The sequence below is a fragment of the Orlajensenia leifsoniae genome (assembly GCF_004570845.1).
In the GTDB taxonomy this organism is placed as follows: domain Bacteria; phylum Actinomycetota; class Actinomycetes; order Actinomycetales; family Microbacteriaceae; genus Orlajensenia; species Orlajensenia leifsoniae.
This window is the reverse complement of the sequence record NZ_SPQZ01000001.1, coordinates 492327-519142: the sequence shown is the minus strand read 5'-3', so window position 1 is coordinate 519142 and position 26816 is coordinate 492327. Positions and strand designations below refer to the sequence as shown.

Here is a 26816-nt window from a genome sequence, read left to right as displayed (position 1 = left end):
TGATGGAACTGAACGGCACCGGAATCGGCGAGGGGATCGCTCTGGGACCCGTGGCCCGCATGGCGGAGCCACTGCCGGAACCCGTCGACCGCCCGACCCACCTCGACGCCGAGCGCGAGGGTCAGAGGGCGACGGCCTCGCTGTCCGTGGTGGCGGCCGAACTCAACCGCCGCGGCACCCAGGCAGGCGGGGCAGCGCGCGACATCCTCGAGGCCCAGGCGATGATGGCGGAGGACGTCACCCTCGCCGATGACATCACGGCGCGGCTCGCCGAGGGCAAGACCGCGGAGCGTGCGGTGTTCGAGGCTTTCGCCGCCTTCCGCGACCTGCTCGCAGGCATGGGCGGCTACATGGGGGAGCGCGCCGCCGACCTCGACGACGTCTCCCAGCGCGTCATCGCGCACCTGCTCAAGCTTCCGGCCCCCGGCATCCCGAACCCCGGGCATCCCTTCGTGCTCGTCGCCCGTGATCTCGCGCCGGCCGACACGGCCCTGCTCGATCTCGACCAGGTGCTGGCTCTCATCACGACGGACGGCGGCCCCACGTCGCACACGGCCATCCTGGCGCGCGAGAAGTCCATCGTCGCTGTCGTCGGAGCAGCCGGCGCCGCCACTCTCGCCGACGGCGACCAGGTGATCGTCGATGCTGCGGCGGATGCCGTGATCACGAGTCCGACCGACGAGCAACTCAGCGCCGCCAAGACGCGCATCGACGAGCGCGCCCAGCGATCCCAGGAGCCGACCGGCCCCGGCGCCCTGTTCGATGGAACCGCCGTGCCACTGCTGGCGAACCTGGGATCCGCCGCCGGCGCAGCCGACGCGCTCGCCGCCGGTGCCGAGGGCGTCGGACTGTTCCGCACGGAGTTCCTGTTCCTCGACTCCCAGTCGGCGCCCACCGTGCGCGAGCAGCAGGAGCAGTACACGAAATTGCTCACTGCCTTCGCCGGCAAGAAGGTGGTGGCCCGGGTGCTCGACGCCGGAGCCGACAAGCCCCTCGCCTTCCTCAACGACGCTCCGGAGGAGAACCCGGCACTCGGGCTCCGCGGCATCCGCTCGCTCCGCCACAGCGAGACCATCCTGCGCGAGCAGCTCACGGCTCTCGCGGCGGCGGATGCGGCGACGGATGCCGACCTCTGGGTGATGGCTCCCATGGTCGCCACCGTCGAGGAGGCCCGGTACTTCACCTCCCTCGCCAAGGAGCTCGGCATCAGGACGGCCGGGGTCATGGTCGAGGTGCCGGCGACGGCGCTGCTCGCCGATCGCGTGCTCGCGGTGACCGACTTCGCCTCCATCGGCACCAACGACCTGACGCAGTACACGATGGCTGCCGACAGGCTGCTCGGCACCGTCGCGAACTTCCAGGACCCCTGGCACCCGGCGGTCCTCAGACTCGTCGCCGAAGTGGGCGCGGCCGGACTGGCGGCCGGCAAGCCCGTCGGCATCTGCGGCGAGGCCGCGGCCGATCCGCTGCTGGCCGTCGTGCTCGTCGGTCTCGGCGCGACGACGCTCTCCATGTCCCCGTCGGCCCTCGCCGACGTACGCGCGTCCCTCGCGCGGTTCACCCTCGACGACGCACGCGCGTTGGCCGAGGTCGCCCTGGCCGCCGACGGGGCGGCCGAGGCCAAGGCGGCCGCGAAGTCCTGCGCGGCCGAGCGCACAGCAGGGCGCGTCCCCGCGCCCGCCACCTGATCACAGAGAGGCACCATCATGACAACGACGTCGGAGAAGAAGTCCGGAGGCGGCAGGGTCGTCATCCAGAAGTTCGGCACGTTCCTCAGTGGAATGATCATGCCCAACATCGCAGCGTTCATCGCCTGGGGCTTCATCACTGCCTTCTTCATCAAGACGGGCTGGACCCCCGTGCCCGAGCTCGGAGGATTCCCGAGCGCTGACGGAACCGAGCACACCGGTCTCGTCGGTCCGATGATCACCTATCTGCTTCCGCTCCTCATCGCCAACATGGGTGGTCGTCTCGTGTACGACACCCGAGGCGGCGTCGTCGCCTCGATCGCCACCGTCGGCGTGATCGTCGGCACTGACATCCCGATGTTCCTCGGTGCGATGATCATGGGCCCGCTCGCGGCCTGGGTCATGAAGAAGGTCGACAGCATCTGGGACGGCAAGATCAAGGCCGGCTTCGAGATGCTGGTGAACAACTTCTCGGCCGGCATCGTCGGCATGATCCTGGCGATATTCGGATTCTTCGCGTTCGGGCCGGCAGTGCAATGGCTGAGCGGCCTGCTGGAGACCGCCGTCAACTGGCTGACGTCGATGAACCTGCTGCCCCTGCTGTCGCTGCTGGTCGAGCCGGGCAAGATCCTGTTCCTCAACAATGCCATCAACCAGGGCGTGTTCACGCCTCTCGGCACCCAGCAGTCGGTCGAGACCGGCAAGAGCATCCTGTTCCTCATCGAGGCGAACCCCGGCCCCGGCCTCGGCCTGCTGCTGGCCTTCACCTTCTTCGGTGTCGGCATGGCGAAGGCGAGCGCCCCCGGCGCCATCATCATCCAGTTCCTCGGAGGCATCCACGAGATCTACTTCCCGTACGTGCTGATGAAGCCGCTCACGGTGATCGCCGTGATCGCCGGCGGCATGACCGGTGTCGCGACGAACGTCATCTTCCAGACCGGCCTTCGAGCACCGGCATCCCCGGGCAGCATCTTCGCGATCATCCTGCAGACGGCATCGGACAGCTACGTCGGCGTGATCCTCTCGGTCATCCTCTCGGCCGCGGTCTCGTTCCTCATCGCCTCGATCATCCTGAGGGCCAGTCGCAAGCGCGACCTCGCCACAGAGGGTGCCGGGGACCTGGGCATGGCCATCGCCATGACCGAGTCGAACAAGGGCAAGTCGAGCGACGTGCTCAGCGGCCTCGCGGGTGCTGGCGTCGCCGCCGGTGGCGGGCTGATCGGCGAGGGTGAGGCAGCTGCCTTCGAGCACAAGCCGATCCACACGATCATCTTCGCCTGCGACGCAGGCATGGGATCGAGTGCCATGGGAGCGACGGTGCTGCGCAACAAGATCAAGAAGGCGGGAATCGACAGCGTCGACGTGACGAACAAGTCGATCGCCAACCTCACCGACGACGTCGACCTCGTCGTCACCCACAAGGACCTCACCGAGCGCGCGAAGCAGCAGTCGCCGAGTGCCCTGCACATCTCGGTGGAGAACTTCATGAACAGCCCGAAGTACGAGGAGATCGTGAATCTCCTGCAGAGCGAGGGCGTGCGCTGACGACGGGCGGATGCCGCGTGCTGGTGTCGCGGCATCCGCCCCTCGTCCACCGACGACGATGACCGAAGAGAAAGTAGGGGGAGACCGATGACCGAGCAGATCCTGTCCAGTGGAGCAGTGCGCATCGCGGATGCCGCGGTGGGGCGAGACGAGGCGATTCGCGCGGCGGGCGCGATCCTGGTCGAGGTGGGCGCCGTCGACGCGGCCTACGTCGACGCGATGCTCGAGCGGGAGGGTTCGGTGTCGACCTACATGGGCAACTTCCTCGCCATCCCGCACGGCACCAACGAGGCGAAGGACACCATCAGGAAGTCCGGCCTGTCGTTCACCCGCTACGACGAGCCGATCGACTGGAACGGCGACGAGGTGCGCTTCGTCGTCGGCATCGCCGGCATCGACAACGAGCACCTGGAGATCCTGTCCAAGATCGCCATCATCTTCTCCGACGAGGACGAGGTCGAGAAGTTGCTCGCCCTCGGCACCGCAGCGGAGCTCTATGCCGCCCTCTCCGAGGTCAACGAGTCGTGAACATGAAGAAGGCCGTGCACTTCGGTGCAGGCAACATCGGGCGCGGCTTCGTGGGGCTCATCCTGCACGACGCCGGGTACGAGGTGGTGTTCGCCGATGTGAACGCCGAGCTCATCGAAGCCCTCGACGCAGCATCCAGCTACGAGGTGCACGAGGTGGGGGACGACCCGGCGACCCGCACGGTCGACCACTTCCGCGCGTTCAACAGTGCGACCCAGGAGGAGGAGCTCCGCGCCGAGCTCACGACGGCGCACATCGTGACGACGGCCGTCGGCCCCACGATCCTGCGCTTCATCGCCCCGCACATCGCCGCGGCGATGCGGGAGCGCCCGGCCGAGCTGCCACCGCTGCAGGTCATGGCCTGCGAGAACGCGATCAACGCCACCGACCTGCTGCGCGACGAAGTGGCGTCGTTCATGGGACAGGACGAATGGCGCCGCTGCCTCCACCGCGCCGTGTTCGCCAACACCGCCGTCGATCGCATCGTTCCCGGACAGGATCCGGATGCCGGCCTCGACGTGACCGTGGAGAGCTTCTTCGAGTGGGTCATCGAGGAGGGCCCCTTCGAGGGCGACGTTCCCGACATCCCCGACGCCACCTTCGTGGCCGACCTGCTGCCCTTCATCGAGCGGAAGCTCTTCACGGTGAACACCGGGCACGCCACGGTGGCCTATCTGGGCGCGGCCGCGGGATACACGAAGCTGTCCGACGCGCTCAGCGATCCGAGCGTCGCCGAGATCGCCACTCGGGTGCTGCAGGAGACCTCGACACTGCTGGTGGCGAAGCACCAGGCCGATCCCGAGGTGCAGCGGGACTACCGCGAGAAGATCCTGCGCCGATTCGCGAACCCGTATCTCCCCGACACGGTTCAGCGGGTCGGCCGCCAGCCTCTCCGCAAGCTCAGCAGGCACGAGCGGTTCGTCGGACCGGCTGCCGAACTGGCCGAACGCGGCCTGCCCACGAGTGCGCTGGTCGAGGCGATCGGTGCCGTGCTGGCGTTCGACGACCCCGATGACGAGCAGAGCGTGCAGATGCACGAGCTCCTCGCCGCAGCGAAGAGCCCGGGGGAGTTCGTCGAGTCGGTCATGGGAATCGAACCGGAGCATCCGTTGTTCCAAGACCTGAGGGAGATCGTCGCCGCGCGACGCTGAGCCCGACCAGACGTCTGAGGGACGGCATCCGTCATCGTCTGGATCCGAGCTGGGAGGTGTAGCCGCTGATTGGCCAAAAGCCCGTCAATGCCATACGATTGATCTTTGGTGTCCTGCGTCCGTTGACGCATGCCCTCCGGACGTCTGAGTTCGAGGGTGGGCACCGTCCGCACGACCAGCATCCAATACTTTTAGCGACGAAGAGGCTATGGCCAAAAAAGACGGCGTCATCGAGATCGAAGGCTCGGTTGTCGAAGCTCTCCCGAACGCAATGTTCCGGGTTGAGCTCACCAACGGGCACAAGGTTCTGGCTCACATCTCAGGCAAGATGCGTCAGCACTACATCCGCATCCTCCCCGAGGACCGCGTGATCGTGGAGCTGAGCCCCTACGACCTGACGCGTGGCCGGATCGTCTACCGCTACAAGTAAAGGCTGCTGTAAGTAACGGCCCGTCCGATTCGCCTGCGTGAGCAGGTGGACGGGTACGAAGACAGCGAAAAGGAAAACAATGAAGGTCAACCCCAGCGTCAAGCCCATCTGCGACCACTGCAAGGTGATCCGCCGTAACGGCCGCGTCATGGTCATCTGCAAGTCCAACCCGCGCCACAAGCAGCGCCAGGGTTAGTCGGTCGGCGCTCCGGCGCCGCCGATCACTCGCAGAGACAACTCGATAAGAGAACAGCACTCCCAAGAACCTGATCCGTCAGGGGACACCCACGGTTGGAGGCCGCGGCACCGGGATTGCTCCACACCTCCACTCATCAACAGGAGAAGCCACACATGGCACGTCTAGCCGGCGTCGACATCCCGCGCGAGAAGCGCGTGGAGGTCGCACTGACCTACATCTACGGAGTTGGCCGCACCCGCGCCCTCCAGACCCTCGCCGAGACCAAGATCGACGGAAACATCCGCGTCAAGGACCTCAGCGACGAGCAGCTCGTCGCACTGCGCGACTTCATCGAAGGCACGTTCAAGGTGGAGGGTGACCTCCGTCGCGAGGTTGCCGCCGACATCCGCCGCAAGGTCGAGATCGGCTCCTACGAGGGCATCCGCCACCGTCGTGGCCTGCCTGTCCGCGGACAGCGCACCAAGACCAACGCTCGTACCCGCAAGGGCCCGAAGCGCACCGTGGCCGGCAAGAAGAAGGCTCGCTAGGCCTCGGCCAGCGAACTTTCGCGCCTCATAGGATTCAGGAGAAATCATGGCAGCACCCAAGTCGGCCGTTCGCAAGCCGCGCAAGAAGGAAAAGAAGAACATCGCCGTGGGCCAGGCCCACATCAAGTCGACGTTCAACAACACGATCGTCTCGATCACCGACACCACCGGTGCGGTCATCAGCTGGGCCTCGTCCGGTGGAGTCGGCTTCAAGGGTTCGCGCAAGTCGACCCCGTTCGCCGCTCAGCTCGCCGCCGAGTCGGCTGCGCGTCAGGCGCAGGAGCACGGCATGAAGAAGGTCGACGTGTTCGTCAAGGGACCCGGTTCGGGTCGCGAGACGGCCATCCGTTCGCTCCAGGCCGCTGGCCTCGAGGTCGGATCGATCAACGATGTCACCCCGCAGGCGCACAACGGATGCCGCCCGCCGAAGCGTCGCCGCGTCTAATCAACTGACTGGTCGGCCGGGTATCGCTAGCGCGACCCGGCCGGCCGTTCAGCCGTTCCTTCCATAACTCAACACCCGCCGGGCCCGCCCACCCGGTCGCCATCGCAGGTGTCATATAGCGGACACCTCGCCGAAAGGAATAACAGTGCTCATTGCACAGCGCCCCACGCTCACCGAGGAGAACATCTCCGAGTTCCGCTCGCGGTTCGTGATCGAGCCCCTCGAGCCCGGCTTCGGCTACACGCTCGGCAACTCGCTCCGCCGCACCCTCCTCTCGTCGATCCCCGGCGCTGCTGTGACCAGCATCCGCATCGACGGCGTCCTCCACGAGTTCAGCACCGTTCCCGGTGTCAAGGAGGATGTGACCGAGATCATCCTGAACATCAAGGGTCTGGTCGTCTCCAGCGAGCACGACGAGCCGATCACCGCCTACCTGCGCAAGCAGGGCGCGGGCCAGGTCACCGCTGCTGACATCTCGGCTCCCGCCGGTGTCGAGGTGCACAACCCCGACCTCGTGATCGCCACGATCAACGAGTCGGCCAAGTTCGAGCTCGAGCTCACGATCGAGCGCGGCCGCGGCTACGTCTCGGCCACGCAGAACCGCAACGAGTACAGCGAAGCCGGTCAGATCCCGATCGACTCGATCTACTCGCCCGTTCTCAAGGTGACCTACCGCGTCGAGGCGACTCGTGCCGGTGAGCGCACCGACTTCGATCGCCTCGTGGTCGACGTCGAGTCGAAGCCGGCCATCACGCCGCGCGACGCCATCGCATCCGCCGGTCGTACGCTCACCGAGCTGTTCGGTCTGGCCCGCGAGCTCAACACCGCGGCCGAGGGCATCGAGATCGGCCCCGCGCCGGTCGACGCCGTGCTCTCGAGCGAGCTCTCGATCCCGATCGAGGACCTCGACCTGTCGGTGCGTTCGTACAACTGCCTGAAGCGTGAGGGCATCAACAACGTCAGCGAGCTCGTCGCCCTCTCGGAGACGCAGCTCATGAACATCCGCAACTTCGGTCAGAAGTCGGTGGATGAGGTCAAGGACAAGCTCGTGGAGCTCGGCCTGTCGCTCAAGGACTCGGTTCCCGGATTCGACGGCGCCCACTTCTACAGCGGCTACGACGACGAGAACATCTAAAGCTCGTAGCTGAGCTTTTCGACCTTTCACATACTGGAGAAATAAATGCCTAAGCCCACCAAGGGCCCCCGCCTCGGAGGCGGACCCGCACACGAGCGTCTGATGCTGGCCAACCTGGCTTCGCAGCTGTTCGAGCACAAGTCGATCAAGACGACCGAGACCAAGGCCAAGCGCCTGCGTCCGTACGCCGAGCGTCTCATCACGTTCGCGAAGCGTGGAGACCTCCACGCCCGTCGTCGCGTTCTGGCTGTCATCGGTGACAAGTCGATCGTGCACGAGCTCTTCACCGAGATCGCTCCGCTCGTCGCCGAGCGCGACGGTGGCTACACCCGCATCACGAAGATCGGCTACCGCAAGGGCGACAACGCCCCCATGGCGCAGATCGAGCTCGTCCTCGAGCCCGTCGTGAAGAAGGCCAAGCCGGCCAAGGCCGCCGCGAAGACCGCGCCGGTCGTCGAGGCAGAGCCCGAGGCCGAGGTTGCCGACGAGACCGTCACCCCGGCCGAGGCCGAGGTCGACGAGGCCGTCGCCACCGACGCTAAGGTTGAGACCCCGGCCGACGAGGCCGAGGCCAAGTAGTCCCAGCACCACCCTGACAGGGCCCCGGTGATCCGTTCGGATCGCCGGGGCCCTGTCTCGTCCCCCGTGTGCGTCGGTGGATGATGGACGGATGCAGGAGGATCTCCCACCGCTCAATCGACGTGTTCAGGCGCCGAGCATGGTCGACGCACCGACCCATCCGTCCGTGCATGAGTGGCGGCCCGCCCGGGCCGAGGACGTCGAGGCCATCCTGGCGTTCGAACGTGTCGTCGCCGCATCCGATCACCCGAACTGGGTGACCAGTCGTGACGAGGTGATGGAGCTGTTCTCGGTCCCCCACATCGATCCCTCGGCCGATTCGATGCTCGCTCTGGACGATGACGGCTCCGTCCTGGCTTTCGGCACCGTCGTCGTCCCGCCCGGGCAGGAGACGCTGGTGCGGTGCTTCGTCCTCGGGAATGTGCTGCCGACCGCCCGCGAGCGTGGCATCGGGAGCGCTCTCGTGGGGTGGCAGCAAGAGAGGGCCGAGCAGCACCTGGCCTCGTCGGACAAGCGCCTGCCCGGCTGGATCATCAGCTTCGCCGAGGAGCGTGCCTCCGGAGCTGCGGACCTGCTCGAGCAGCACGGGCTCGCACTCACCCGGCATTTCCTCTCGGTGGAGCGGGTCGTCGCCGATCCCATCCGCGAGGTCGAGGTCGACGACGCCATCGAGATCGTGCAGTACACGTCCGAGATGGCCGAGGCCACCCGGCTGGCCCGTAACGACGCCTTCCAGGACCATTGGAGCAGCCAGTCGACGAGCGTCGAGAGCTGGGCGCACTTCGTGGACGGCGAGGCCTTCGATGCCGAGCTCTCCTTCCTCGCGCTGACCCGGTCGGAGGCCGGGCGTGAGGTCGTCGGTTTCCTCCTCACGCTCGTCAACCGCGACGACTGGGAGGGGCAGGGGTTCACGGGCTGCTATGTCGATCTCGTGGGCGTCGTCAGGGGATGGCGGGGCCGGCGGATCGCCCAGGCGCTGCTCGCCCGTCACCTCCATGCCGCCCGGGCAGCAGGTCTGCAGCGCTCGACGCTCGACGTGGACTCCGAGAACCCATCGGGCGCTCTCGGGCTGTACACGGGCATGGGCTTCACCGTCGCCTACAGGCACATGAGTTTCGTCAGGGTCGTCTGACTCCCGCGGGCTGCTCGATGCCCGGCCGATTCTCCGACGTCCCGCGCGACTCGTACACTGATCAGCGTGGATGGCATGGCTGACGAGGAGGACGAGACCTCCTCGACCCTTCATCCGCCGCTCGAGGGCACACGGCGCATCCGTCTCGACATCGCGTACGACGGAACCGATTTCAACGGCTGGGGACGCCAGCCGAACCTGCGCACCGTGCAGGGCGATATCGAACTGGCCCTCTCCTCGATCCTGCGTCGCTACGGCCCGCCTCCCACGCTGGTCGTCGCGGGGCGAACGGATGCCGGAGTGCATGCGACAGGTCAGGTCGCCCATCTCGACCTCACCGATGCGCAGGCCGGCAGCCTGCTGCGCCCCGACCGCGGCCGCAACCGCGGCGGGGAACGCGACGCCGGCACTGCGCTCGCGCGTCGACTGAACGGCATCCTGAGCCAGAAGGGCGACATCGTGATCTCGCGCGGGTCGCTGGCCCCCGTGGGGTTCGACGCTCGATTCGGCGCCCTCTGGCGGCGCTACAGCTACCGCCTGGCCGATCAGACCGCCGTGCGCAATCCGTTGCATCGGGTCAACACCACGTGGCATCACTCCAGGCTCGACGGTGATGCCATGGAGGCCGCAGCCGCCAGTCTCTGCGGGCTCCATGACTTCGCCGCCTACTGCAAACCGCGCGACGGGGCCACGACGATCCGCACGTTGCAGGCCTTCACGTGGGAGCGGGCCGTCGACGGCGTGCTGACCGCGCGCCTGCAGGCCGACGCCTTCTGCCACAGCATGGTGCGCGCCCTCGTGGGGGCCTGCGTCTTGGTGGGCGCCGGCAAGTTGGCGCCGGGTGACCCCGTCGCCCTCCGCGAGGCGGCGGAGCGCACGAACGCCTTCATGGTGATGCCGGCGCGCGGACTCACGCTCACCCAGGTGGGCTATCCGGATGACCTGAGGCTCGCGGCACGCGCCGCCGAGACACGGCAGCGCAGGGGACCAGCGCACCGCGCGTTCGTTCCCCCCGAGGCCTCCGTTCCGCCTCGAATTGCCAACGGCACACAAGTCTCCTAGGATAGACCGTTGGTGCCCGTGCCTTGGCGGCCGGGTACACGAACGTGAGCCCTCCATCGACTGTGTTCTCCTCGAGAACCGCCCGGAGTGGGATTCACGAACACCTCCGTTCGAACAGAAAGCAGCCACTACAGTGACGCGCACCTACACCCCGAAAGCCAGTGAGATCACCCACGACTGGTACGTCATCGACGCAGCCGATGTCGTTCTCGGTCGCCTGGCGACCCACGCAGCAGTCCTGCTGCGCGGCAAGCACAAGCCGACCTTCGCCAACCACATGGACACCGGCGACTTCGTCATCATCATCAACGCCGACAAGGTCGCCCTGACCGGCGCCAAGGCCGAGCAGAAGAAGGCCTACCGCCACTCGGGTTACCCGGGCGGCCTCACGGCAGTCACCTACTCGGAGCTGCTCGAGAAGAACCCCACGCGCGCCGTCGAGAAGGCGATCCGCGGAATGCTCCCGAAGAACTCGCTCGGACGCGCCCAGCTGAAGAAGCTCAAGGTCTACACCGGCCCGGAGCACCCTCACGCTGCACAGCAGCCGAAGCAGTTCGTCTTCAACCAGGTCGCCCAGTAGCGCCCGGCCCCCGACTTCTCGATTCACAGACAAAGGATTCCAATCACCGTGGCGAAGATCGCAGACCAGATCGACGTGGCTCCCGAGAGCTTCTCGACCGAAACCCCCGCTGAAGAAACCCCCCGTGCACCCCGCGCCGTCCTGAACGTCTCGGGTTCGGCTGTCGGCCGTCGCAAGCAGGCCATCGCCCGCGCGCGCCTCGTGCCCGGCTCCGGCAGCCTGATCGTGAACGGCCGCGAGCTCGCGGACTACTTCCCGAACAAGCTCCACCAGCAGCTCATCAACGACCCGTTCAAGGTGCTCGACCTCCTCGGCAGCTACGACGTCGTCGCGAAGGTCACGGGCGGTGGCCCCTCCGGCCAGGCCGGTGCCCTCCGCCTCGCGATCGCTCGTGCTCTCAACGAGATCGACCGCGAGAACAACCGTGCAGCACTCAAGAAGGCCGGCTTCCTCACCCGTGACGCTCGCGTCATCGAGCGCAAGAAGGCCGGTCTCAAGAAGGCCCGTAAGGCATCGCAGTTCTCGAAGCGCTAAAGCGCTTCGACACTGGCAGACATGCCTCGTCTCTTCGGAACCGACGGGGTCCGGGGCCTGGCCAACCGTGAACTCACGGCTGACCTGGCCCTGGGCCTCGCTCAGGCAAGCGCCGTCGTCCTGACTTCAGGACGGCGAGCGGAAGATCGCCGCGCGCAGGGCCGACGGCCCGTCGCGGTGCTGGCGCGCGATGGCCGCGTCTCCGGCGAGTTCCTCGGAGCCGCCGTCGCAGCAGGCCTCGCGAGCTCGGGCGTCGACGTGCTCGACGCCGGAGTCGTGCCGACCCCGGCGACGGCGTTCCTCATCGCCGACAGTGGCGCCGACTTCGGCGTGATGATCTCGGCGTCGCACAATCCAGCCCCCGACAACGGCATCAAGCTGTTCGCCGTCGGCGGCACCAAGCTTCCCGATGAGGTCGAGGACCGCATCGAAGCGCACCTCGGCATCGAGAAGCTGCTCCCCACGGGGGGTGAAGTCGGCCGCATCCGTCGATTCGCGGATGGCGAAGACCGCTACATCCTCCACCTCATGGGCACCCTCCCGCACCGTCTCGACGGTGTGCACGTCGTGCTCGACTGCGCCAACGGCGCTGCCGCCGGCATCTCGCCCGAGGTGTTCGCACTCGCCGGCGCGAAGATCACCGTCATCGGCGCCGACCCTGACGGCACGAACATCAACGAGGGTGTCGGTTCGACCCACCTCGACCACCTCGCGACCAAGGTCCTCGAGGCCGGAGCAGACATCGGGATCGCCCACGACGGCGACGCCGACCGCTGCCTCGCCGTGGACGCCGCCGGAAACGTCATCGACGGCGACCAGATCATGGCGATCCTGGCCGTGGCGATGAAGGAACGCGGCCACCTCACCAACGACACCCTCGTGGTCACGGTGATGAGCAACCTCGGTCTGCACAGGGCGATGGAGGCCAACGGCATCCGCGTCATCCAGACCGCCGTCGGAGACCGTTACGTTCTCGAAGAGCTCAACGCCGACTCCCTCGCCCTGGGTGGCGAGCAGTCCGGCCACGTGATCATGACCGAGTACGCCACAACGGGCGACGGCATCCTCACCGGCCTGCACCTGGTGGCCGAGATGGCCCGCACCGGGAAGTCGATCGCCGAGCTCGCCAGCGTCATGACGGTCTTCCCGCAGATCCTCGTGAACGTGCGAGGCGTAGACCACCACGCGCTCGACTCCGATGAGGTCATCGCGGCCGCAGTGCGCGACGCGGAGGCCGAGCTCGGGGATTCGGGCCGCGTGCTCATGCGCCGCTCGGGCACGGAGCCGATGGTGCGCGTCATGGTGGAGGCGGCCGACCAGGCCACAGCCGATCGCCTTGCCCACGGCCTCGCCGATGTCGTGCGGGAGCGTCTGGCTCTCTAGAGCTTCCGCAGCAGCACCGAGTTCACGGTGTGATTCTCGTCCTTGCGCAGGACGAGGGTCGCACGCGACCGTGTCGGCCGGATGTTCTGGAGCAGGTTCGGCTCGTTGATCGACCGCCAGATCTCGCCTGAGCGCGCCAGAGCCTCGCTCTCGGTGAGAGACGCGTAGCGGTGGAAATACGACAGCGGGTTGCTGAACGCGCCACGCTGCAGCTTGAGGAAGCGCTCGTCGTACCAGCGCGCGATGTCGCGGGTGCGGGCGTCGACGTAGATGGTGAAGTCGAACAGGTCGCTCACGGCGAGGCGATGCCCCGGACCGGGCGGCTGCAGCACGTTGAGTCCCTCGACGATGAGCACATCGGGGCGGCGAACCGTGATCTGGGCGTCGGGAACGATGTCGTAGCTCAGGTGCGAGTAGAACGGAGCGCGCACCTCGGCGGTCCCGGCCTTGACCTCGCTGACGAACCGCAGGAGCGCCCGCCGATCGTACGACTCCGGGAAGCCCTTGCGCGCCATCAGGCCGCGGCGCTCGAGCTCGGCGTTGGGCAGGAGGAAGCCATCCGTCGTCACGAGTTCCACGCGCGGAGTGTCCTCCCAGCGGGCGAGGAGCTCGCGCAGCAGTCGCGCGATCGTCGACTTGCCGACGGCCACCGACCCGGCCACTCCGATGACGAACGGGGTGCTCTCGGCTCGATCGCCGAGGAAGTCGCTCGTGGCGCGGTGGAGGCTGCGTGCGCCGGCCACGTACAGGTTGAGCAGCCGGCTCAGCGGCAGGTAGACGTCGGTGACCTCCGAGAGGTCGAGCGGCTCGCCCAGGCCGCGCAGCTGCACGAGTTCGGTCTCGCTCAGGGGCAGCGGGGTCGACCGAGCGAGGGCGGCCCAGTCGGCGCGATCCAGCTCGACGAACGGGGAGCTGTGGCCGTGGACACCGTTGGTTCTCGCCGGATCGGACATCGCTATGAGCTTAGCGTCAGCCAGTTCAGGCTAAAATCGGGCCCATGTGTGGAATCGTTGGATATGTAGGCGAGAACAAGAGTCTCGAAGTGCTCATCGGAGGGCTTCGTCGCCTGGAATACCGGGGCTACGACTCCGCGGGCGTCGCCGTCATCGATGAAGACGGTGGACTCGGCGTCGCCAAGAAGGCGGGCAAGCTCGTCAAGTTGACCGACGAGCTCGAGGCTCACCCCATCAACGACGGCCGTACCGGCATCGGCCACACGCGGTGGGCGACGCACGGCGGACCCACCGATCGCAACGCGCACCCGCACCTCGGTGACGACGGGCGTCTCGCGCTCATCCACAACGGCATCATCGAGAACTTCTCCGAGCTGAAGAACGAACTGCTCGCCGAGGGCCACACCTTCGAGTCCGAGACCGACACCGAGGTCGCAGCGGTGCTCCTCGGCCGCGAGTACCGTGCCGCCGGCGATCTGCGCCTGGCGTTCCAGCGCACGGTCTCCCGCCTCGAGGGTGCGTTCACGCTGCTCGCCCTGCACCAGGACCAGCCCGGCCTCGTCATCGGTGCCCGCCGCAACTCCCCGCTCGTGATCGGCCTGGGTGACGGCGAGAACTTCCTGGGTTCGGATGTCGCAGCCTTCGTCGAGCACACCCGCCGCGCCGTCGCCATCGGCCAGGACCAGATCGTCGCCATCACGGCAGACAGCGTCACCGTCACCGACTTCGACGGCGCAGTCGTCGAGGCCGAGGAGTTCGACGTGGCCTGGGACGCCTCCGCCAGCGAGAAGGGCGGCTGGTCCAGCTTCATGGCCAAGGAGGTCTCGGAGCAGCCTGATGCCGTGGCCAACACCATCCGCGGTCGCATCCACGACGGTGCCGTCGCCGTGCCCGAACTCACCGCCTTCGGCGACGACGCACTCGCCGCCATCCGTCGCATCACGATCATCGGCTGCGGCACGGCCGCCTACGCCGGCATCGTCGCCAAGTATGCGATCGAGAAGTGGGCGGGCATCCCCGTCGAGGTCGAGCTCAGCCACGAGTTCCGCTACCGCGATCCCGTGATCACCGACGACACCCTCGTCATCTCCATCTCGCAGTCCGGCGAGACCATGGACACGCTCATGGCCGTGAAGTTCGCCGGTGAGCGCGGCGCCAAGACCCTCTCGATCTGCAATACCCAGGGTGCGACGATCCCGCGGGAGTCGGATGCCGTCATCTACACGCACGCCGGACCCGAGGTCGCCGTCGCGTCGACCAAGGCCTTCGTCGCCCAGATCACCGCGCTCTACCTCTTCGGTCTGCACCTCGCCCGCGTGCGCGCCTCGCTCAGCGCCGAAGAGATCGCCGTCGAGCTCCACGAGCTCGAGGGCATCCCCGAGAAGCTGGCGACGGTGCTCCGCACCGGTGAGATCATCCGCCAGCTCGCCCACTGGATGAGCGACACCCGCGCCGTGCTGTTCCTGGGCCGCCACGTCGGCTTCCCGGTCGCCCTCGAGGGCGCGCTGAAGCTCAAGGAGCTCGCCTACATCCACGCCGAGGGATTCGCGGCCGGTGAGCTCAAGCACGGCCCGATCGCGCTCATCGAGCCCGGCCAGCCGGTCTTCGTGATCGTGCCGAGCCCGCGCCACTCGGCTCTGCTGCACGCGAAGGTCGTGTCGAACATCCAGGAGATCCGCGCTCGCGGTGCCCGCATCATCGCGATCGCCGAGCAGGGCGACGCCGCAGTGCTGCCCTTCGCCGACGAGGTCATCCCGATCCCGCTGGCGGCCCCGCTGTTCGAGCCGATCCTCGCCGTCGTCCCGCTGCAGATCTTCGCGATGGAACTGGCCACGGCCAAGGGCCTCGACGTCGACCAGCCGCGCAACCTGGCGAAGTCCGTCACGGTCGAGTGAGTCGTGATCGCCGGCATCGGAGTCGACGTCGTCGATCTGGCCCGGTTCGAGCGGGCGATCGCACGGACGCCGCGCCTCGTCGAGCGACTGTTCGCTGAGAGCGAACGCGCTCGGCATCCCCGCTCACTGGCCGCGCGGTTCGCGGCGAAGGAGGCGCTCATCAAGGCGCTCGGGGGGCCCGGCGGCCTGCGCTGGCACGACATGGTGATCGAGGCGAACGAGCACGGCGACCCGGAATTCACCCTGTCGGGCACTGTCGCGGCCGCCGCAGAGGCCCAGGGCGTCACCAGCGTCCACGTGTCGATGAGCCACGACGCCGGCATCGCCACGGCCTTCGTCGTCATGGAGCGTGACGGCTCATGAGCGAGCAGCTCGTCTTCCGTGAGGCATCCGTCGACCTCCGTGCCGTCAGAGCCAACGTCGCAGCCCTCGCGGCTCACGTGGGCACGCCGCACGTCATGGCCGTCGTCAAGGCGAACGCCTACGGCCACGGCGCCGTGCCCGTCGCACGCGCCGCGCTCGCCGGCGGCGCCGACTGGCTGGGCGTCGCCGACATCGCCGAGGCCATCGCGCTGCGAGACGCCGGAATCGACGCTCCGGTGCTGGCGTGGCTGCACGACCCCGACGTGATCTTCGATGAGGCGATAGCCCGCGGCATCTCGATCGGGATCTCGACCCTCGGCCAGCTTGATGCGGTGACGGATGCCTCCCGCCGCGTGGGCGCACCGGCACGACTGCACCTCAAGGTCGACACCGGGCTCAGCCGCAACGGCATCCCCGAGGAGGACTGGGCCACGGCGGTCGAATCGGCGGGCTCCCTGCAGGAGTCGGGCGACATCGTCGTGGAAGGGCTCTTCAGCCACCTGTCGAACGCCTCGCCCGAGGAGGATGCGGCCCAGCGCGAACGGTTCGAGGCGGCGATCGCGACCGCGGAGGCCCACGGAGTCGCTCCCGAGCTGCTGCACCTCGCCTCGACGGCCGCAGCAATCACCCGGCCGGAGTGCCGCTTCACCATGGTGCGGCTGGGCATCGGCATCTACGGACTCTCGCCGTGGAGCGACAGCACGCCCGACGTGCCTCTGGTCCCGGCGATGACGCTCAGAGGCCGGGTCGCGAACGTGCGCCGGGTCGCGGCCGGCACCGGAGCCTCCTACGACTACCAGTGGCGGGCGCCGCGCGACACGACTCTCGTGCTCGTGCCGCTCGGCTACGCGGAGGGCATCCCGCGGCAGGCATCGGGCCGAGCCGAGGTCTGGATCGCGGGGAAGCGGCATCCGGTCGTCGGACGCATCGCGATGGACCAGTTCATCGTCGACGTCGGCGACCTGTCCGTGGCGGTCGGGGATCCCGTCGTCGTGTTCGGAGATCCGGCCACCGGTGCGCCGTCGGCCGACGACTGGGCAGTGGCCGCCGGAACCATCAACTACGAGATCGTGACGCGCATCGGGCACCGCGTGCAGCGCCACTACGTGGAGTAGAGCCGTGCAGAGACTCACCATCGCGGAGGCCGACGGCATGACGGCCCTCGGCGAGACGCTGGCGGCCGAGCTGCGGGCCGGCGACCTTCTCGTGCTCAGCGGGCCCCTCGGCGCGGGCAAGACGACGCTCACGCGCGGGATCGGCGCCGGGCTCGGAGTGCGTGGCCGGGTGGCGAGCCCCACCTTCGTGCTGGCACGCACCCATCCCAGCCTCGGCGACGGGCCGCCGCTCGTGCACGTCGACGCCTACAGGCTGCAGAGCGCGATGGAGCTCGACGACCTCGACATCGACTACGCCCGCTCCGTCGTCGTCGTGGAGTGGGGCGCCGGACTCCTCGACGGCGTCGCCGAGTCGTGGCTGGAACTCGACATCGTGCGGCCGACCGGCGCCGGGACGGATGCCGCAGGCGGCGAGGCCACCGGTCCCGACGACACGGGCGACGACGATACCGACGACACGGGCGACGACGACACCGACCCGACCGACGCATCCGATCTGGGCGCCGACGAACCGCGCACCATCACCATCCGAGGCTTCGGCCCGCGGTGGGCGGGCACGCCCTACGCCTGAGGGTCACCGGCCGCGGCGAAGTAGGCTGGACGGGTGCTGCTCGCCATCGATACCTCCGCCGGCACGAGCGTCGCCGTGGTCGACCGCGACGGCGGCATCCTGAGCCAGGTCGACGTCGCCGACACCATGCGTCATGCCGAGGTGATCGGCTCGCTCATCACGGCTGCCCTCGCCGAGGCCGGCATCCGACCCCCCGAGCTGTCCGGGGTCGTCAGCGGCATGGGACCGGGCCCGTTCACCGGGCTGCGCGTCGGCATCAGCGCCGCGCGGACGTTCGCCTTCGCGTTGGGGCGGCCGCTCGTGCCCATCGCCAGCCACGACGCCGTCGCCTGGCAGCACTACGCCTCGGGCGCGACCGGCGGGCTGCTCGTGGTGACGGATGCCCGTCGCCGTGAGGTGTTCTGGTCGGCCTACTCCGGCGTCGACGCCGAAGGACTCCCGCAGCGCACCGATGGCCCCGCCCTCGCCAAGCCCGACGCCGTTCCCTTTCCGGAGCTGACGCGCATCGACGCCGCCGCCATCCCCGCCGGGGGCCTCGGCATGGTCGCCGAGCTCGCCTTCGCGGCCGGACATCCGTTCGCCGCCGATGAGCCGCTCTACCTGCGCTCGCCCGACGTCACCCCGTCGAATGGCCCGAAGCGAGTGACCCGATGATCTTCCAGCTCCGCCGGGCGGGCGTCGCAGACGTCGACGCCATCATGGCCATCGAGACCAGCACGTTCACGACGGATGCCTGGTCTCCGGCGACCATGCTGGCCGACCTCGCCAGCGAGCACACCTACTACCTCGTCGCATTCCCGCCCGACGAGCGCGAGAACATCGTCGGCTACGCGGGGCTGCTGGCACCCCGCGGGGGAACGGATGCGGACATCCAGACGATCGCCGTCACCGAGGCCTCCCGCGGACACGGCCTCGGGCGCGCACTCATGGAACGGCTCATCGACGAGGCGCGCGGACGAGGAGTGACCGAGGTCTTCCTGGAGGTGCGCGCAGACAACCCCGTCGCCCAGAAGCTCTACGGACGGCTCGGCTTCGCCGAGATCGCCGTGCGGCCGAACTACTACCAGCCCGACGGCGTGGATGCTCTCGTGATGCGCCTGAGCGTCCGGCCGGCCAGGACGACGCTGGCTGTCGGCGTGGAGAGCATCTCGACGGAGGAGAGCCGATGAATCGCGAGGATCCGCTGGTGCTCGGAATCGAGACCTCCTGCGACGAGACCGGTGTCGGAATCGTGCGCGGACGCACCCTGCTCGCCAACGCGATCGCCTCGTCGATGGACGAGCACGCGCGCTACGGCGGGGTCGTTCCCGAGGTCGCTGCCCGGGCGCATCTCGAATCGATGACCCCCATGATCGGCGCGGCCCTCGCCGAGGCGGGAGTGAGCCTCGAAGACCTCGACGCGATCGCCGTCACGAGCGGCCCCGGCCTGTCCGGGGCGCTCATGGTCGGCGTGGGTTCGGCCAAGGCGCTCGCTCTCGCGCTCGACAAGCCGCTCTACGCGGTCAACCATCTCGTCGGTCACGTCGGTGTCGACGTTCTCGGCGAGGAGGGGCACCTCGAGTACCCCACGATCGCCCTCCTCGTCTCGGGCGGTCACACCTCGCTGCTGCTCGTCCGAGACCTGGTCTCCGACGTCGAACTCCTCGGCGAGACCATCGACGATGCCGCGGGGGAGGCGTTCGACAAGGTCGCCCGCATCCTCGGCCTGCCCTACCCGGGTGGCCCGCACATCGACAGGCTGGCCGCCCTGGGAGATCCGAAGGCGATCCGGTTCCCGCGCGGCCTCACCCTGCCGAAGGACATGGCCGCGCATCGGTACGACTTCAGCTTCTCGGGCCTCAAGACCTCCGTCGCACGCTGGGTCGAGAAGAAGCAGGACGCCGGCGAGGAGGTCCCGATCAACGACGTCGCGGCCAGCTTCCGGGAGGCGGTCGCCGACGTCCTCATCGGCAAGGCGATCGCGGCGTGCACCGATCTGGGCGTGCCCAGGCTCCTGCTCGGCGGCGGCGTCGTCGCGAACGCCAGGGTGCGCTCCCTCGCCGAGGAACGCACCGCCGCAGCAGGCATATCCCTGCGCATCCCACCGCTCGACCTCTGCACGGACAACGGCGCCATGATCGCAGCCCTCGGAGCCCAGCTCGTGATGCACGGGCACGATCCGTCCGGTCCCGATTTCGGGGCCGACTCCACGCTGCCGGTCACCGACATCCAGGTGCACTGAGCCGCCGAACCACTCCGACGTCATAGTCGCGCGTCGCCCTTTCAGCCCCTGATCAGGCGGAGTAGGGTGGGCAGACGTGCGAATCCACGGCCGGAAGGGGACCGATGACCGACGTCAACCAGCCACCTGCAGATGCGGCCGGGGGTCCGACGATTCCGCCGGCCGCACAGCCTGAGGCTGCGCCCGCCTACAGCCCGCCGCCGCCGCCCGCTCAGGCGCCCACGTACGCACAGCAGCCTGCCTACGGCCAGCCGTACCCCGCTCAGCCCAAGTGGAACGTGCTGTCGATCCTCTCGTTCATCCTGTCCATCGTCGGCATCAGCCTCGTGGGCATCGTCCTCGGCCACATCGGCCTGAGCCAGGTCAAGAAGACCGGTGAGCAGGGCCGCGGCTTCGCCATCGCCGGCCTCATCCTCGGCTACCTCGGCATCCTCGCCGGCATCATCCTCTTCTTCGCCGTCCTCGTTCCGCTGTTCTTCTTCGCCGCGGCAAACGGCGACCAGTACTGAACCGAAAGCAGGCCACCGCCATGAGCGATCCCACGACCCCAGCACGACCCGACGAGCCGGAGCAGCCGGTCGACGGTGTCGAACCCACGGTCCCGTCCACCGATATCCCCGAGGCTGCAGAGACTCCTGCGGTGACGGATGCCGCTGCCACTGCGGCTCCCGCGGACGAGCCGACGATTCCCGACGCAGACGCGCCTCCGGCACCGCCCGCCGCGCCTCCGGCACCCCCCGCAGCGCCCCCGGTGCCGCCCGTCGAGTCGACCGCTCCCGTGGCGCCTCCGGTTCCGCCCGCTGCGCCGTCGGCTCCCCCCGCACCGCCCGCTCCTCCCGCCTACGGAGCTCCCCAGACACCGCCTCCTGCGTACGGATCCCCGCCCGCCTACGGCGCTCCGGCAGCGCCGGCGTACGGAGCCTCGGCATACGCCCCGGGCCCGGCGTCGCCCACTCCGACACTCAGCCTCATCTCGCTCATCGCCGGCATCATCGGCGTCGCAGGATCGCTGGTCGTCGTGTGGATCCCCATCGCCGGCGGCATCCTGCAGATGCTCATCCCTGCCGCGGCCATCGTGCTGGGTTTCCTCGGCAAGAAGAAGGAGCCGGGAGCCAAGGGCATGTGGTTGACCGGAATCATCCTGGGCTTCCTCGGCGTCGTCATCGGACTGATCTCGCTCATCTTCTGGATCGCGGTCTTCGCATCCATCGGCGACTCGGGCTACACGACGTACTAGGAACACCGTCGATGTGAGGCGGATGGCCGTGACCGGCCATCCGCCTCACGTCTCCACCGGCGGCGCAGGGAGGATCGATGAGCCAGTCCGAGGCGGCGTTGATGCCGGAACCGCCCAGTGCCGCGGCCAGCCTGTCGAGCTGGCTGGGTGTGGGCGGCCTGGTCGTCTGCCTGTTCCTGCCGTGGGGAGCTATCGCCTGCGCGATCGCCGTGATCGCGGGCATCGCCGCGCGGCCGACCGACTCCTACAGCCGCACCAATCGGACCGTCGGAATCGTCACGGGCGTGGCCGGCATCGTGATCGCCGCGATCTGGGTACTGGTCGTCATGAGGGTCGCCCCCGGGTCCTGAGCGGCGCGCATTCCGAGTGGTCCTGTCGTCGGGCCGTCACTCCGTCACGCCGTATCACTGTCGAGCCGGTCAGACCCGCTCGACGAGGAGTGTCACGTGCTTGCCCGACTGCCGGGCGAGCACGATGGTGGCTGATGCCGTCCCCTTCAGCTGCAGACGCTTCCGCAGCTGGGCCGGATCGACGTCGATGCCGCGCTTCTTGATCTCGAGCGTCCCGATCCCGCGCTCGCGCAGGGCCGCCTTCAGCTTCTTCTCGTCGGTGGGCAACACCTCGAGCACGCGGAACGCCGTCGCGAACGGGGTCGCATGTGCGGCATCCGACGTGAGATAGGCGATTCCCTCGCTGAGCATCCCGGCGTCGAGCTCTCGGGCAAGATCGCCGATGAGCCTGGCGCGGATGACGGCGCCGTCGGGCTCGTAGAGGTACTCGCCGAGTCCACGGACCTCGGCATCGGGGCTGTCGGCGTCGGCGCTGAGCTCGGCCGTGCCCGCCCGCCCCAGCAGCAACGCCGAGCGGCGGATGCCGGGACGAGCCAGGGCGCCGAACCAGAGCCCCATCTCCACCAGCTGCCCGTCGACCGACACCCACTGGGCCTCGGCCTGCGCGGGGATGAGCGAGCGGTCGAAGCCGGGTCCGAGCTTCACTCCCGTCGGCATCCGCTCGCCCAGCCCGAAGGCGAAATCGAGGGAGGGGGAGTAGTCGCTCGCCTTGGTCAGCCGCTCGGTCTCGGAGTGGCCGGCCGTGCGTCGGGCCGGGTCCAGGTACACGCCGTCGACGTCGGCGAGATCGACCTCCTCGGCGCGGGCGTTCACCACTGTGGCCGACGTGAACGGGGCGAGGTTGTAGCTGGCGATGGCCGCCGTGACCTCGTCGGTGTCGGCGGCAGTCACCTCGAGCTCGAGGGCGGCCATCGCCAGGGCGTCGCCCCCGATTCCACAGCCGAGGTCGGCTACACGGCTGATGCCCGCCGCCGAATACCGCCCGGCGTGCAGTGCTGCCACCGAGAGTCTCGTCGCCTGCTCGAGACCGGCGTCGGTGAACAGCATGCGTGAGGCGAATTCGCCGAACTTGCTCTCGGCCTTCGCCCGAAGCCGCGACTGGCTGAGCACGCTCGCGACGAGACCGGCCGGGTGGCCCTGAGCGCGCAGGCCGCTGACCAGACGTACGACGTCGGCCTGGGCGTCCCACGGCGGGAGGGAGTCGAGGAGACGGAATCCCTCGGGCGTCAGAAGGTCGACGAGCTCGGAGCGATCCATGCCCCAACGCTAACCCACAGCCCGCCGCGCCGGCCGTCATGGTTGGCACTCACGTTGCATGAGTGCCAATCGCGCCCTAAACTCGTCTTAGCACTCTCATATCGAGTGTGCTAACCCAGTCTTCGTTACAGAAAGAGGTCAACCGTGTCGGTCTCCATCAAGCCGCTCGAGGATCGCATCGTCATCAAGCAGGTCGAGGCAGAGCAGACCACGGCGTCGGGTCTCGTCATCCCCGACACCGCCAAGGAGAAGCCCCAGGAGGGCGAGGTCGTGGCCGTGGGCCCCGGTCGCATCGACGACAACGGCAACCGCGTGCCCCTCGACATCGCCGTCGGCGACAAGGTCATCTACTCCAAGTACGGCGGAACCGAGGTCAAGTTCTCGGGCGAAGACCTGCTGGTCCTCTCCGCTCGCGACGTTCTCGCGGTGGTCGTGCGTTAGTCGCACCCCACACGAGTGAGGGGCCCGGATGCTGAGCGCATCCGGGCCCCTTCGTCATTCCCCGGCGGATCGAACTCCTGCGACCTCGTGGCCTGAGAAGGAACGGATGCCCCTCCTCGGCAGGATGTCGCGTCGCGTTGGCAGTCGGGCCGAGGCGGCACCGGCCTCACGCCGCGTAAGCTCGGACGAGTGGCTGTGACGCAGGAATCCCCGAAGACCGACCTCGCGTCGCCGACCGACAAGGTCGGCCGCACGGGCCTGATCTACGCGATCTCCGCCTACGTGCTCTGGGGCTTCCTCCCGATCTACTTCATCGCGCTGGCCCCGGCCGGAGCTCCCGAGATCGTCTCCTGGCGCATCCTCTTCTCGCTGGTGTTCTGCGCGATCCTCCTGAGCATCACGAAGGCGTGGCGCGGGTTCTTCGCACTGGCCCGGCAGCCGCGCATCTCGTTGACCATGGCGCTCGCCGGAGTGCTCATCCTCGTGAACTGGACCGTCTACGTCTACGCCGCCATGACGGGGCAGGTCGTCGAGGCGGCGCTCGGCTACTTCATCAACCCGATCGTCACGGTGTTCCTCGGAGTCATCGTGCTGCGGGAGCGGCTGCGCCCGTTGCAGTGGGCGGCTGTGGGCATCAGCATCGTCGCCGTGCTCGTTCTCGCCTTCGGCCACGGCAGCTTCCCGTGGATCGCCCTGGCGCTCGCGTTCTCCTTCGGCTTCTACGGGCTGATCAAGAAGAGGGTCGGCGGCCAGGTCGACGCCGTGTCCGGGCTCACGCTCGAGACGGCGTGGCTCACCCCCGTCGCCGTCGTCGCCCTCATCGTCGTGAGTGCGACCGGCGGCATCACGCTCGGGACCGTCAGCGTCTGGCACACCGTGCTGCTCGCGGCTGCCGGAGTCATCACGGCCGTGCCGCTCCTGTTCTTCGCCGCAGCGTCGCGACGCCTTCCGCTCATCTACATGGGCTTCATCCAGTACTTCGCGCCGTTCATCCAGTTCCTCGTCGGCGTTGTGCTGCTGCACGAGGCGATGCCGCCTGAGCGCTGGGTCGGATTCAGCCTCGTCTGGGTCGCGCTGGCGGTGCTCACGATCGACATGGCGCGCTCGGCGCGCAGTGCACGGCGCGCATCCGTCGAATCAGCCTGACCCGCCGCTAGGCTTGCGCCCGGCAGAAGGGGAGGACCGCCAGTGATGAGGATCCACCGATCGGTTGCGCTCGCAGCCCTCGTGGCAGGCGCGCTCCTGCTCACGGGCTGCACGGCCCAGGATCAGGGCGAGGAGCGATCGACGCCGACGGCGACCCCGACTCCTGTGCCGATCGTCGCCGGCGACGGGTCGCTGCACCTCATGACGGTTCTCGACATGGCAGGCAAGACGGCGGACGTCTCCCAGGCTCGGGTCGCCGGAGTCGAGCTGGCCGTGCGCGAACTCAACGAGCAGGGCGGCGTTCTCGGTGCTCCGGTCGTCGTCGTGCACCGATCGACGACGGCGGATGCCGCTGCCATCGTGAAGGAACTCACCGACCGCAGCATCGACGTGGTGCTCTGGGCGGCGAAGGGCGACATCCCCGAGGAGATCGCCGCCGTCGGCGGCGCCACGACTGTCGTGCGCATCGGCCAGGCCGACTGGAAGCCCGACGAGGCCTTCTCGGCTCGCCTGCAGTCCGCCGACCCCGGGGCGAAGCCGCTCATCGGCGGCGGCGAGGCTTACGACACCACCATGCGCGTCGCGCTCGCCGCGACCGTGGCGGACAACGACTCCGGAAGTGCTGTCGCCGACGCGATCACGGCGGTCTCGAGCGGCACCTTCTCCTGCGTGAGTTTCGGTGAATGCGCCGCAGCTCTCGCCGATGACGCCACCATCGTGTACGCCGGCGTGACCGGTACCGGCGGCCTCGCCCAGGCGACGCCGGAGCCGGAACCGAGCCCGACGAAGTCCAAGAAGAAGTAGCTCTCCGCGCCCCGCTCGGACGCGTGAAAACGTCGCAGGATTGGCCGCGTAGTACAGATTCCGTTGTTTTGCGCCCCCCAGTTTGCCGGGATGTAACAATTTGGACGGTTTTACCGCACTGTGACCTAGTTGGCTTGTCCGGTCAATGATCGCCCAATACTGTGGCAGCACGGCAGTCTTCCGGACTGTCATCTGTGTACACATTCCTAAGTCCCAAGGAGCAACATGAGCGTATTCGCGAAGGCCAAGGCCTCGCGCTCTGCCCGGGCAGTATTGAGCGGAGCCGCCCTCGTCGGCGTCAGCGCTCTCCTACTGACCGCGTGCAGCAGTGGTGGCGGCGAGGCGGCCAGCCCGTCCGCTTCCGAGACGGCCGCGGCCGGCGACGCCCTGCCCATCAAGGCCGGCGACCGTGCCCTCGATCTGAAGATCGGCACGATCCTGCCGCAGTCCGGCACCCTCGCCTTCCTCGGCCCGCCCGAGGAGGCCGGCGTCGCGCTCGGCGCCACCGAGGTCAACGACGCAGCATCGGGCCTCAACCTCGAGGTCATCTACCGCGACTCGGGTGACACCACGACCGACACCGCCACCGTCTCGGTGACCGACCTCCTCTCGCAGGATGTCTCGGCCATCGTCGGTGCGGCATCCTCGGGTGTCTCCTTCACGGTCATCGACCAGATCACCGGCGCCGGTGTCGTGCAGTTCTCGCCGGCGAACACGTCGCCCGACTTCACGACCTACGAGGACAAGGGCCTGTACTTCCGTACGGCTCCCTCCGACCTGCTCCAGGGAGAGGTTCTCGGCACGCAGATCGCCGAGGACGGCAACTCCACCCTCGGTCTCCTCGTGCTGAACGACCCCTACGGCACCGGACTGGCCGCGGCCACGAAGGAGGCCTTCGAGGCCGCCGGCGGCGAGGTCGTCGTCGAGCAGCAGTTCAACACCGGTGACTCCAACTTCGACGCTCAGCTCTCGGCGATCTCCGCCGCGAAGCCCGACGCCGTTGCCGTCATCACGTTCGACGAGGCCAAGGTCGTCGTGCCTGCTCTCGTCGGATCCGGCTACCCCGGTGACAAGCTGTACTTCGTCGATGGAAACCTCGCCGACTACAGCGCCGACTTCGCTCCCGGCCTCATCGCCGGATCGAAGGGTACGCTCCCCGGCCCCAAGCTCGAGGACGACTTCAGGGAGCGCCTGCTCACCGCAGACCCGGCCCTGACCGACTTCAGCTACGGACCCGAGTCGTACGACGCCGCCGTCCTCATCGCTCTGGCTGCCTACGCGGCCAACAGCACCGACGGCACCGAGATCGCCAAGTACCTCCAGCAGGTGTCGGGCGGCACGGGTGACGGCACCAAGGTCACCACCTTCGAAGAGGGCGCCAAGCTCCTCGCCGAGGGCAAGCAGATCGACTACGACGGAGCTTCCGGCCCCGTCACGTTCGACGAGAACGGCGACCCGACCGAAGCCACCATCGGTGTCTACGAGTACGGAGCCGACAACAAGTACACGCGCATCAACTAAGCGCATCTGCTGACGGGAAGGGCC

31 protein-coding genes are annotated in these 26816 nt (G+C 68.2%); 29 read left to right on the top strand and 2 right to left on the bottom strand.

All coding sequences use genetic code 11. The features are described 5' to 3' along the window. Positions 1–2: 2 nt before the first annotated feature. From ptsP to glmM, 15 genes are all read left to right on the top strand, one after another. The gene (ptsP, locus tag E4M00_RS02525; RefSeq protein WP_135118947.1) at positions 3–1688 is read left to right on the top strand and encodes a phosphoenolpyruvate--protein phosphotransferase; all 1686 of its coding nucleotides are present in this window, start codon (positions 3–5) and stop codon (positions 1686–1688) included. 18 nt (positions 1689–1706) lie between these two features. After that, positions 1707–3233 (top strand): PTS mannitol transporter subunit IIBC, encoded by a 1527-nt coding sequence (locus E4M00_RS02520; protein WP_193555536.1) that lies wholly within the window; start codon positions 1707–1709, stop codon positions 3231–3233. An 87-nt stretch (positions 3234–3320) separates the two neighbouring features. After that, positions 3321–3761, top strand: a complete 441-nt coding sequence (locus E4M00_RS17940) for a PTS mannitol transporter subunit IIA (protein ID WP_193555535.1) — start codon at positions 3321–3323, stop codon at positions 3759–3761. Positions 3762–3763: 2 nt separating this feature from the next. Beyond that, on the top strand, positions 3764–4912 hold the full coding sequence (locus tag E4M00_RS02515; RefSeq protein ID WP_135118946.1) for a mannitol-1-phosphate 5-dehydrogenase: 1149 nt from the start codon (positions 3764–3766) through the stop codon (positions 4910–4912). Positions 4913–5120: 208 nt separating this feature from the next. After that, the gene (infA, locus tag E4M00_RS02510) at positions 5121–5342 is read left to right on the top strand and encodes a translation initiation factor IF-1 (protein WP_021759551.1); all 222 of its coding nucleotides are present in this window, start codon (positions 5121–5123) and stop codon (positions 5340–5342) included. 79 nt (positions 5343–5421) lie between these two features. After that, positions 5422–5538: a 50S ribosomal protein L36 gene (gene rpmJ / locus E4M00_RS02505; protein WP_055821300.1), complete on the top strand. Its 117-nt coding sequence runs from the start codon at positions 5422–5424 to the stop codon at positions 5536–5538. A 155-nt stretch (positions 5539–5693) separates the two neighbouring features. After that, positions 5694–6068, top strand: a complete 375-nt coding sequence (gene rpsM, locus E4M00_RS02500; protein WP_056165778.1) for a 30S ribosomal protein S13 — start codon at positions 5694–5696, stop codon at positions 6066–6068. A gap of 46 nt (positions 6069–6114) precedes the next feature. Beyond that, positions 6115–6513 (top strand): 30S ribosomal protein S11, encoded by a 399-nt coding sequence (rpsK, locus tag E4M00_RS02495; RefSeq protein WP_055821293.1) that lies wholly within the window; start codon positions 6115–6117, stop codon positions 6511–6513. A gap of 145 nt (positions 6514–6658) precedes the next feature. Continuing rightward, the gene (locus E4M00_RS02490; protein WP_056165781.1) at positions 6659–7648 is read left to right on the top strand and encodes a DNA-directed RNA polymerase subunit alpha; all 990 of its coding nucleotides are present in this window, start codon (positions 6659–6661) and stop codon (positions 7646–7648) included. Between the two features lie 45 nt (positions 7649–7693). Beyond that, on the top strand, positions 7694–8227 hold the full coding sequence (gene rplQ / locus E4M00_RS02485; protein ID WP_135118945.1) for a 50S ribosomal protein L17: 534 nt from the start codon (positions 7694–7696) through the stop codon (positions 8225–8227). 139 nt (positions 8228–8366) lie between these two features. Then, complete coding sequence (locus tag E4M00_RS02480; RefSeq protein WP_240036792.1) at positions 8367–9359, top strand: GNAT family N-acetyltransferase; 993 nt, start codon at positions 8367–8369, stop codon at positions 9357–9359. 75 nt (positions 9360–9434) lie between these two features. Beyond that, positions 9435–10421, top strand: coding sequence for a tRNA pseudouridine synthase A (locus tag E4M00_RS02475; RefSeq protein WP_135118943.1), 987 nt, complete (start codon positions 9435–9437; stop codon positions 10419–10421). Positions 10422–10554: 133 nt separating this feature from the next. After that, positions 10555–11001, top strand: coding sequence for a 50S ribosomal protein L13 (gene rplM, locus E4M00_RS02470; protein WP_055821281.1), 447 nt, complete (start codon positions 10555–10557; stop codon positions 10999–11001). 48 nt (positions 11002–11049) lie between these two features. Then, positions 11050–11535, top strand: a complete 486-nt coding sequence (rpsI, locus tag E4M00_RS02465; protein ID WP_135118942.1) for a 30S ribosomal protein S9 — start codon at positions 11050–11052, stop codon at positions 11533–11535. A gap of 21 nt (positions 11536–11556) precedes the next feature. Next, complete coding sequence (gene glmM / locus E4M00_RS02460) at positions 11557–12918, top strand: phosphoglucosamine mutase (RefSeq protein ID WP_056165786.1); 1362 nt, start codon at positions 11557–11559, stop codon at positions 12916–12918. On the opposite strand, the gene coaA is transcribed toward glmM, so the two are convergent. Beyond that, positions 12915–13871, bottom strand: coding sequence for a type I pantothenate kinase (gene coaA / locus E4M00_RS02455; RefSeq protein WP_056165789.1), 957 nt, complete (start codon positions 13869–13871; stop codon positions 12915–12917). The two genes, glmM and coaA, sit on opposite strands and share 4 nt — an antisense overlap. A gap of 44 nt (positions 13872–13915) precedes the next feature. On the opposite strand from coaA, the gene glmS reads away from it, so the two are divergent. The 10 genes from glmS (at position 13916) to E4M00_RS02405 (ending at position 21623) form a co-directional block, all read left to right on the top strand. Then, positions 13916–15766: a glutamine--fructose-6-phosphate transaminase (isomerizing) gene (glmS, locus tag E4M00_RS02450; protein ID WP_135118941.1), complete on the top strand. Its 1851-nt coding sequence runs from the start codon at positions 13916–13918 to the stop codon at positions 15764–15766. Between the two features lie 3 nt (positions 15767–15769). After that, the gene (locus E4M00_RS02445; RefSeq protein WP_135118940.1) at positions 15770–16129 is read left to right on the top strand and encodes a holo-ACP synthase; all 360 of its coding nucleotides are present in this window, start codon (positions 15770–15772) and stop codon (positions 16127–16129) included. After that, complete coding sequence (alr, locus tag E4M00_RS02440) at positions 16126–17244, top strand: alanine racemase (protein WP_135118939.1); 1119 nt, start codon at positions 16126–16128, stop codon at positions 17242–17244. The genes E4M00_RS02445 and alr overlap by 4 nt, the downstream gene beginning before the upstream one ends. Before the next feature lie 37 nt (positions 17245–17281). Then, the gene (gene tsaE / locus E4M00_RS02435) at positions 17282–17815 is read left to right on the top strand and encodes a tRNA (adenosine(37)-N6)-threonylcarbamoyltransferase complex ATPase subunit type 1 TsaE (RefSeq protein WP_135119204.1); all 534 of its coding nucleotides are present in this window, start codon (positions 17282–17284) and stop codon (positions 17813–17815) included. Between the two features lie 33 nt (positions 17816–17848). Next, complete coding sequence (gene tsaB, locus E4M00_RS02430; RefSeq protein WP_135118938.1) at positions 17849–18469, top strand: tRNA (adenosine(37)-N6)-threonylcarbamoyltransferase complex dimerization subunit type 1 TsaB; 621 nt, start codon at positions 17849–17851, stop codon at positions 18467–18469. Then, entirely contained in the window at positions 18466–18984 is a 519-nt protein-coding gene (gene rimI, locus E4M00_RS02425; RefSeq protein ID WP_135118937.1) for a ribosomal protein S18-alanine N-acetyltransferase, read from the top strand. Before tsaB ends, rimI begins: the two co-directional genes overlap by 4 nt. After that, entirely contained in the window at positions 18981–20036 is a 1056-nt protein-coding gene (gene tsaD / locus E4M00_RS02420) for a tRNA (adenosine(37)-N6)-threonylcarbamoyltransferase complex transferase subunit TsaD (RefSeq protein WP_135118936.1), read from the top strand. Before rimI ends, tsaD begins: the two co-directional genes overlap by 4 nt. A 104-nt stretch (positions 20037–20140) precedes the next feature. Continuing rightward, positions 20141–20545, top strand: a complete 405-nt coding sequence (locus E4M00_RS02415) for a DUF4190 domain-containing protein (RefSeq protein WP_135118935.1) — start codon at positions 20141–20143, stop codon at positions 20543–20545. Between the two features lie 20 nt (positions 20546–20565). Beyond that, complete coding sequence (locus E4M00_RS02410; protein WP_135118934.1) at positions 20566–21273, top strand: DUF4190 domain-containing protein; 708 nt, start codon at positions 20566–20568, stop codon at positions 21271–21273. A gap of 77 nt (positions 21274–21350) precedes the next feature. Then, a complete protein-coding gene (locus E4M00_RS02405; protein WP_135118933.1) occupies positions 21351–21623 on the top strand; it encodes a hypothetical protein in 273 nt (90 codons plus the stop codon). 69 nt (positions 21624–21692) lie between these two features. Here the strand turns inward: E4M00_RS02405 and E4M00_RS02400 are convergent, their stop codons facing one another. Further along, positions 21693–22880 (bottom strand): class I SAM-dependent methyltransferase, encoded by a 1188-nt coding sequence (locus E4M00_RS02400; protein ID WP_135118932.1) that lies wholly within the window; start codon positions 22878–22880, stop codon positions 21693–21695. 144 nt (positions 22881–23024) lie between these two features. On the opposite strand from E4M00_RS02400, the gene groES reads away from it, so the two are divergent. From groES to E4M00_RS02380, 4 genes are all read left to right on the top strand, one after another. Beyond that, complete coding sequence (gene groES / locus E4M00_RS02395) at positions 23025–23321, top strand: co-chaperone GroES (protein ID WP_056165818.1); 297 nt, start codon at positions 23025–23027, stop codon at positions 23319–23321. A 195-nt stretch (positions 23322–23516) separates the two neighbouring features. Next, positions 23517–24467 carry an EamA family transporter RarD gene (gene rarD / locus E4M00_RS02390; RefSeq protein ID WP_135119203.1) on the top strand — a complete coding sequence of 317 codons (951 nt, stop codon included), beginning with the start codon at positions 23517–23519 and terminating at the stop codon, positions 24465–24467. 45 nt (positions 24468–24512) lie between these two features. Then, on the top strand, positions 24513–25271 hold the full coding sequence (locus E4M00_RS02385; protein ID WP_135118931.1) for a hypothetical protein: 759 nt from the start codon (positions 24513–24515) through the stop codon (positions 25269–25271). Between the two features lie 225 nt (positions 25272–25496). Beyond that, positions 25497–26792, top strand: a complete 1296-nt coding sequence (locus E4M00_RS02380; protein ID WP_135118930.1) for an ABC transporter substrate-binding protein — start codon at positions 25497–25499, stop codon at positions 26790–26792. The last annotated feature ends 24 nt before the right edge of the window (positions 26793–26816 follow it).

Bases quoted from the DNA above. Each gene is read 5' to 3' on its own strand.
- ptsP (WP_135118947.1), top strand. From the start codon at position 3: ATGGAACTGAACGGCACCGGAATCGGCGAGGGGATCGCTCTGGGACCC.
- E4M00_RS02520 (WP_193555536.1), top strand. From the start codon at position 1,707: ATGACAACGACGTCGGAGAAGAAGTCCGGAGGCGGCAGGGTCGTCATC.
- E4M00_RS17940 (WP_193555535.1), top strand. From the start codon at position 3,321: ATGACCGAGCAGATCCTGTCCAGTGGAGCAGTGCGCATCGCGGATGCC.
- E4M00_RS02515 (WP_135118946.1), top strand. From the start codon at position 3,764: ATGAAGAAGGCCGTGCACTTCGGTGCAGGCAACATCGGGCGCGGCTTC.
- infA (WP_021759551.1), top strand. From the start codon at position 5,121: ATGGCCAAAAAAGACGGCGTCATCGAGATCGAAGGCTCGGTTGTCGAA.
- rpmJ (WP_055821300.1), top strand. From the start codon at position 5,422: ATGAAGGTCAACCCCAGCGTCAAGCCCATCTGCGACCACTGCAAGGTG.
- rpsM (WP_056165778.1), top strand. From the start codon at position 5,694: ATGGCACGTCTAGCCGGCGTCGACATCCCGCGCGAGAAGCGCGTGGAG.
- rpsK (WP_055821293.1), top strand. From the start codon at position 6,115: ATGGCAGCACCCAAGTCGGCCGTTCGCAAGCCGCGCAAGAAGGAAAAG.
- rplQ (WP_135118945.1), top strand. From the start codon at position 7,694: ATGCCTAAGCCCACCAAGGGCCCCCGCCTCGGAGGCGGACCCGCACAC.
- E4M00_RS02480 (WP_240036792.1), top strand. From the start codon at position 8,367: ATGGTCGACGCACCGACCCATCCGTCCGTGCATGAGTGGCGGCCCGCC.
- E4M00_RS02475 (WP_135118943.1), top strand. From the start codon at position 9,435: ATGGCTGACGAGGAGGACGAGACCTCCTCGACCCTTCATCCGCCGCTC.
- glmM (WP_056165786.1), top strand. From the start codon at position 11,557: ATGCCTCGTCTCTTCGGAACCGACGGGGTCCGGGGCCTGGCCAACCGT.
- coaA (WP_056165789.1), bottom strand. From the start codon at position 13,871: ATGTCCGATCCGGCGAGAACCAACGGTGTCCACGGCCACAGCTCCCCG.
- glmS (WP_135118941.1), top strand. From the start codon at position 13,916: ATGTGTGGAATCGTTGGATATGTAGGCGAGAACAAGAGTCTCGAAGTG.
- alr (WP_135118939.1), top strand. From the start codon at position 16,126: ATGAGCGAGCAGCTCGTCTTCCGTGAGGCATCCGTCGACCTCCGTGCC.
- tsaE (WP_135119204.1), top strand. From the start codon at position 17,282: ATGACGGCCCTCGGCGAGACGCTGGCGGCCGAGCTGCGGGCCGGCGAC.
- rimI (WP_135118937.1), top strand. From the start codon at position 18,466: ATGATCTTCCAGCTCCGCCGGGCGGGCGTCGCAGACGTCGACGCCATC.
- tsaD (WP_135118936.1), top strand. From the start codon at position 18,981: ATGAATCGCGAGGATCCGCTGGTGCTCGGAATCGAGACCTCCTGCGAC.
- E4M00_RS02415 (WP_135118935.1), top strand. From the start codon at position 20,141: ATGACCGACGTCAACCAGCCACCTGCAGATGCGGCCGGGGGTCCGACG.
- E4M00_RS02410 (WP_135118934.1), top strand. From the start codon at position 20,566: ATGAGCGATCCCACGACCCCAGCACGACCCGACGAGCCGGAGCAGCCG.
- E4M00_RS02405 (WP_135118933.1), top strand. From the start codon at position 21,351: ATGAGCCAGTCCGAGGCGGCGTTGATGCCGGAACCGCCCAGTGCCGCG.
- E4M00_RS02400 (WP_135118932.1), bottom strand. From the start codon at position 22,880: ATGGATCGCTCCGAGCTCGTCGACCTTCTGACGCCCGAGGGATTCCGT.
- E4M00_RS02385 (WP_135118931.1), top strand. From the start codon at position 24,513: ATGAGGATCCACCGATCGGTTGCGCTCGCAGCCCTCGTGGCAGGCGCG.
- E4M00_RS02380 (WP_135118930.1), top strand. From the start codon at position 25,497: ATGAGCGTATTCGCGAAGGCCAAGGCCTCGCGCTCTGCCCGGGCAGTA.